This is a genomic window from Gammaproteobacteria bacterium (assembly GCA_028817255.1).
GTDB lineage: Bacteria > Pseudomonadota > Gammaproteobacteria > Porifericomitales > Porifericomitaceae > Porifericomes > Porifericomes azotivorans.
Window position 1 is genome coordinate 1 of the sequence record JAPPQA010000195.1, and the last position, 5,627, is coordinate 5,627.

General features: G+C 68.3%; 5 protein-coding genes. 3 read left to right on the forward strand and 2 right to left on the reverse strand.

The window, feature by feature from the left end; translation table 11 throughout:
• Window positions 1–108 precede the first annotated feature (108 nt).
• Together OXU43_07845 and metG are read right to left on the reverse strand one after the other, a co-directional pair.
• The gene (locus OXU43_07845; GenBank protein ID MDD9825066.1) at window positions 109–657 is read right to left on the reverse strand and encodes an NADH:quinone oxidoreductase; all 549 of its coding nucleotides are present in this window, start codon (window positions 655–657) and stop codon (window positions 109–111) included.
• Between the two features lie 52 nt (window positions 658–709).
• On the reverse strand, window positions 710–2,806 hold the full coding sequence (gene metG, locus OXU43_07850) for a methionine--tRNA ligase (protein ID MDD9825067.1): 2,097 nt from the start codon (window positions 2,804–2,806) through the stop codon (window positions 710–712).
• Between the two features lie 282 nt (window positions 2,807–3,088).
• Between metG and apbC the strand changes: the two genes are divergently transcribed.
• The 3 genes from apbC to OXU43_07865 all read left to right on the forward strand — a co-directional run.
• The gene (gene apbC, locus OXU43_07855) at window positions 3,089–4,219 is read left to right on the forward strand and encodes an iron-sulfur cluster carrier protein ApbC (protein ID MDD9825068.1); all 1,131 of its coding nucleotides are present in this window, start codon (window positions 3,089–3,091) and stop codon (window positions 4,217–4,219) included.
• A 9-nt stretch (window positions 4,220–4,228) separates the two neighbouring features.
• Entirely contained in the window at window positions 4,229–4,795 is a 567-nt protein-coding gene (gene dcd, locus OXU43_07860) for a dCTP deaminase (GenBank protein ID MDD9825069.1), read from the forward strand.
• Between the two features lie 179 nt (window positions 4,796–4,974).
• On the forward strand, window positions 4,975–5,627 hold a 653-nt coding region (locus OXU43_07865), incomplete at its 3' end, for a siroheme synthase (protein ID MDD9825070.1).

The window sequence follows — 5,627 nt, forward strand, 5'->3', positions numbered from 1 at the left end:
AAAAAAGCGGGAATGGCGGGGAGGGAGTCTTTTCCCCTTCGATTGCGTAACGGTTGGCGGTGCGGCGCCGGGCCTTTGCCGCATTTTAAGGGGCGTTTAAGGGGCGCTTCAGGACAGGCCGGACAGGGCCATGCTTAAAAGGCCCAGCGTGATCAAAGAGATGGGCAGTCCGCGAAAAGGCGCCGGCAGATCCGTCTCCGTGGCGCGTTCGCGCAGGCCGGCGAACAACAGCAGCACCAGGGCGAAACCCAGGCCGTAGCCCAGCCCGCCCCAAAGACTGTAGAAAAACCCTTGCGGCTCGCCGGTATGGAGCAGCACGACGGCGAGCAGGCCGGAATTGACCAGGGCCAGGGGCAGCAGCACGGCGTAGGACTCCTTGCCGTGCCGGCGCAACGCCCGCTGTGCCGGCGGCACGGCCAGCGCCAGCAGCGGCATCAGCAGCAGCGGCAACAGCGCCTCCAGCCCCAGGGGCAGCAGGAGCCAGGCATGCAACAGGTGGCCCAGGGCGCTTGCCGCGAGCATCATGACGACGGTTGCCGCGGCCAGGGGCCGGACGACGTCCATGCGCCGGCTTCCGGCCTCCACCACATAGGCGCCGGCCATGTGGTTCAACACCAGGTTGTCCGCCAACACCATGGCCAGGAGCAGTTCGATCATCCGCGCCGCCGCCGCGCCGGCCCTGTTGCCGCCGGATGGGCCGGGACGGCGCTCACCGGACTTTCATCCCGGGTTGCGCGCCCGCGTCCGGGGACAGCAGGAAGATCTCCTGGCCGTCGCCGGCGGCCAGGATCATGCCCTCGGAAACGCCGAAGCGCATTCGCCGCGGCGCCAGGTTGGCCACTACGATAACCATTTTCCCCGGCAACGATTCCGGTTCGTAGGCGCGCCTGATGCCTGCCAGCACCGTGCGCTGCCCGTCGCCCAGGTCCAGTTGCAGGCGCAGCAGTTTGTCCGCGCCGTCCACGCGCTCTGCCTCGACAATGCGCGCCACCCGCAGGTCCAGGCGGGCAAAGGCCTGAATGTCTATGGTCGGCGTCTCCGGGGACGGCGAGGGCCGGTCCGCGGCCTGCGCCGGTCGCGGGGCGGCGGGCGCCTCCGGCCGTTCCGGGGCGGGCGCCTTTGCCGGCGTCTCCTCCGGCCCCGCTGCGACCGCCAGCATGGCCGCTGCGTCTTGCGGGCGCACGCGGCGCAACAAGGGCCGGAACGGCCGCAACCGCTGCGCCGGCAACGGCTGCGCCGCGTCCTGCCAGCGCAGCGGCGGCACGGCGAGGAACTCTTCCGCTCTCTCGGCCAGGGCCGGCAATACCGGCTTCAGGTAGATCGCGAGCTGGCGAAAGCAGTTGATCCCCATGCTGCAGATGCGTTGCAACTCCGGGTCGGTGGGGTTTTCTTTTGCCAGTTGCCAGGGCCGGCGGCGGTCTATGTACCGGTTGACGCTGTCGGCGAAGCGCATGACCCGGCGCATCGCCTGCCCGTACTCGCGGCCCTCGTAGGCGGCGGCGATGGGCTCGGCGGCCTCGGCGCCCTCCCGAAACAGCGCCTCGTCGGCCAGCTCCGCCGTCGTCTGTCCCGCGAACCCGTCCGCCAGCAGGCGGGCGCAACGGCTGGCGATGTTAACCACCTTGCCGACCAGGTCGGAGTTGATGCGCTGGCTGAAGTCTTCCAGGTTCAGGTCTATGTCGCCGGTGCCGGCATCCAGCCGGTAGGCGAAGTAGTAGCGCAGGTATTCCGGGTCCAGGTGCTCCAGGTAGGCGCGCGCGGTGATGAAGGTGCCGCGCGACTTGGACATCTTGTGGCCGTTTACGGTGAGAAAGCCGTGCACGAACAGGGAGTCCGGCAGCCGCAGGCCGCTGCCGCGCAGGACGGCGGGCCAGAACAGGCCGTGGAAGTACATGATGTCTTTGCCGATGAAGTGGTACAGCTCGGTGTCGCCGCCGGGGCGCAGGAAGGCGTCGAAGTCCAGCCCCTCCCGCTCGCACAGGTTGCGCAGGCTGGCCAGGTAGCCGACCGGCGCGTCCATCCATACATAGAAGTACTTGTCCTTGGCGCCGGGGATGCGGAAGCCGAAGTAGGGCGCGTCCCGGGAGATGTCCCACGCCTCCAGCCCGGTGGCGAACCACTCCTCCAGCTTGTGGGCGGTCTCGGGCTGCAAGCGGCCGCCGCCGACCCACTGCCGCAACATGGGTTCGAAGGCCGGCAGGTCGAAGAAGTAGTGCTCGGACTCGCGCTCTACCGGCGGTTGCCCGGAGAGTACGGACACAGGCTCCAGCAATTCCGCCGCGTTGTAGGTGGCGCCGCAGGATTCGCAGTGGTCGCCGTACTGGTCGGGCGTGCGGCACTTGGGGCAGAGTCCCCGGATAAAGCGGTCCGGCAGGAACATTTCCCGCACCGGGTCGTAGGCCTGGCGTATGGTCCGCCGCAGGATATGCCCGTTCTCCTGCAATCGGCGGTAGATGTCCTCCACCAGGGCGCGGTTCTCCGGGGAGTGGGTGCTGTGGTAGTTGTCGAAGCGGACGGCGAAGTCCTGGAAATCGGCGAGGTGCTCGCGGTGAAAGCGCGCGATCAGCTGTTCCGGCTCGATGCCTTCCTCCTGGGCGCGCAGCATGATGGGGGTGCCGTGGGCGTCGTCGGCGCAGACATACAGGCAGCGGTGGCCGCGCAGCCGCTGAAAGCGCGCCCAGATGTCGGCCTGCACATACTCGACCAAGTGGCCCAGGTGGATCGGGCCGTTGGCATAAGGCAATGCGCTGGTGATTAGGATGTCGCGCCGGCTGCCGCGTTGCTTGCTGCGTTTTTTGCCTGCCATGGCAGGGGGTTCCTCCGCGCCTTCGGGGTCGGCCGTATCCGCCGTGTCCGCACCGGCCCGGTCACCGGCTGCGTTCAAGTCTTAGGTCCGGCGTATCCGGGCCGTATCCGGGCCGCGCCCGGGGCCGCATCCCAAGGTCCCATCCCAGGGGCCGTATCCCAGGGGCCGGTGCAACGGTACCAGATTGTGCCGGGGTGCTGCCAGTACGGTTTGCCGCCGATCTCTCTACGGCGCGGGATTTAGGGTAAGATACCAGGCAAGCGCAGTATGGGGCTGTAGTCAATGAGCGATGCGATTCGCAAGCAGGCGGAGTCCGTGTTGGCGGGGTTCCAGGAACCCTACCTGGGTTGCGACTTGGTCTCGGCACGGACGGTCAAGGAAGTGACCGCTGAAGAAGGGCGGGTACGAGTGCGCCTGGGCCTCGGTTACCCTGCCGGCGATTGGGCGCCGGAATTGGAGCGGCGCCTGGCGGAAGAATTGCGGGCGCTGCCCGGGGTGGCGGGCGCCGAGGTGCAGGCGGCGATAGAAATCGTCCCGCATGTCGTGCAGCGCGGCACCAAGCGCCTGGCCGAGGTCAAGAACGTCATCGCCGTCGCCTCCGGCAAGGGCGGGGTGGGCAAGTCCACGCTGGCCGTCAACCTGGCCCTGGCCCTGCAGGCGGACGGGGCCCGCGTCGGCATCCTGGACGCGGATATCTACGGGCCCAGCCAGCCGCGCATGTTGGGTTGTCACGGCCGCCCGGATACCGTGGACGGCAAATCGCTGACCCCGCTGGTCAGCTACCGCTTGCAGTCCATGTCAATCGGCTACCTGGTGGACGAGGAGACGCCCACCATCTGGAGGGGGCCGATGGTGTCCTCCGCCTTGCAGCAACTGCTGAACGACACTGCCTGGGAGGGCCTGGACTACCTGGTGATTGACCTGCCGCCGGGGACGGGGGACATACAGCTTACGATGGCGCAGAAGATCCCGGTCAGCGGTTCGATCATCGTCACCACGCCCCAGGACATTGCCCTGCTGGATGCCCGCAAGGCCCTGAAGATGTTCGAGAAGGTGAAGGTCACCGTGCTCGGCATCGTAGAGAACATGAGCGTTTACATCTGCCCGCGGTGCGGCCACGAAGCGCGGCTGTTCGGGGAGGGCGGCGGCGAGCGCATCGCCAGGCAGTACGACGCGGCCCTGCTGGGCAGCGTGCCGCTGGACCCCGCGGTGCGCGATGGCGCGGACAACGGGCGCCCCACGGTGGCCATGGCGCCCGACTCGGAGCTTGCCGCCGGCTACCGCGAGATCGCGCGGCGGGCGGCCGCCCGGTTGTCCTTGCAGGCCAGGGACTACAGCGGCAGCTTTCCCCGGATCGTCGTGCAAGGCGGTCAGGAAGGCGCCCCGGGCGGCAGGATACGGAAAGAGGGGTAAAAAAAAGGGGTGCCGATCAAGTCCGACCGCTGGATCCGCAGCATGGCGGAGGAGCAAGGCATGATCGAGCCCTTCGAGCCCGGCCAGGTTCGGCGCCGCGGCGACGAGCGGGCCATCTCCTACGGCACCTCGAGCTACGGCTACGACGTGCGTTGCGCCGAGGAGTTCCGGGTGTTTACCAACATCAACTCCGCCATGGTCGATCCGAAGAACTTCGATGTCGGCAGCTTCGTGGAAGTGCGGAGCGAGGCCTGCATCATCCCGCCCAACTCTTTCGTCCTCGCCCGCACCATAGAGTACCTGCGCATTCCCCGCGGCATCCTGACCCTGTGCGTGGGCAAATCCACGTATGCCCGTTGCGGCATCATCGTCAACGTCACCCCGCTGGAACCGGAATGGGAAGGGCACGTGACCCTGGAGTTCTCCAATACCACGCCGCTGCCCGCCAAGATCTACGCCAACGAGGGCGTGGCCCAGGTGCTGTTTCTGGAGTCGGACGAGATCTGCGGAGTCTCCTACAAGGACCGCAAAGGCAAGTACCAGGGGCAGCAGGGGGTCACCCTGCCCAGGGCGTAGCGCCCGGCTATGGCGCCTGGGGCGCGGTCGCCGCAAGAGGGGCAGCCGGCGCCGCCTCCCTGCCAAGGCATCTTCCCGAAGGCATCTCCCAAAGATATTTCCCAAAGATATTTCCCTGAGCCGCATCGCTTCCAAAACCGCATCTCCGCAAACTGCATTCCCTGCCCATTGCGCTCCCGATGAGTTTCCTGCCGATCTTCCTGCGCCTCGAGGGCCGCGCCTGCCTGCTGGTCGGCGGCGGCGGGGTGGCCGCCCGCAAGGCAGAGCGCTTGCTGGCGGCCGGGGCGGCGGTGACGGTGGCGGCGCCTCGGCTGGGGGCGGAACTCGAACGGTTGCGCGCCGAGGGCCGCATTCGCCACCTGCCCGCGCCCTTCGAGCGGCGCCAGCTGCAGGGAATGACGCTGGCCATCGCCGCCACCGACGACCCCGAGGTCAATCGCCAGGTCTCGGATTGCGCCCGCGCCGCCGGGTTGCCGGTGAACGTCGTGGATTGCCCGGATCTTTGCACCTTTACCATGCCGGCATTGGTAGAGCGCCCGCCGCTGCGGGTCGCCGTAGGCACCGGCGGCGCGGCGCCCATCCTGGCGCGCCAACTGCGCGCCCGGCTGGAGAGCGAGCTGCCCGCCGCGTATGGACGGCTGGCGGAACTGGCAGGCAGCTTTCGGGAACGGGTGCGGGCGCGTTACGCCGACCCGCGCCGCCGCCGGCGCTTCTGGGAAGCGGCCCTGGAAGGGGCGCCGGCGGAGTTGGCGCTAAGCGGCAGGGTCGCGGAGGCGCGGCGCCGGCTGGAGGAGATGTTGCAAGCGGACCGTGCGCCGGAGCGAGGGGAGGT

Coding starts and splice junctions, on each gene's coding strand:
- OXU43_07845 (MDD9825066.1), bottom strand. CDS start 657: ATGATCGAACTGCTCCTGGCCATGGTGTTGGCGGACAACCTGGTGTTG.
- metG (MDD9825067.1), bottom strand. CDS start 2,806: ATGGCAGGCAAAAAACGCAGCAAGCAACGCGGCAGCCGGCGCGACATC.
- apbC (MDD9825068.1), top strand. CDS start 3,089: ATGAGCGATGCGATTCGCAAGCAGGCGGAGTCCGTGTTGGCGGGGTTC.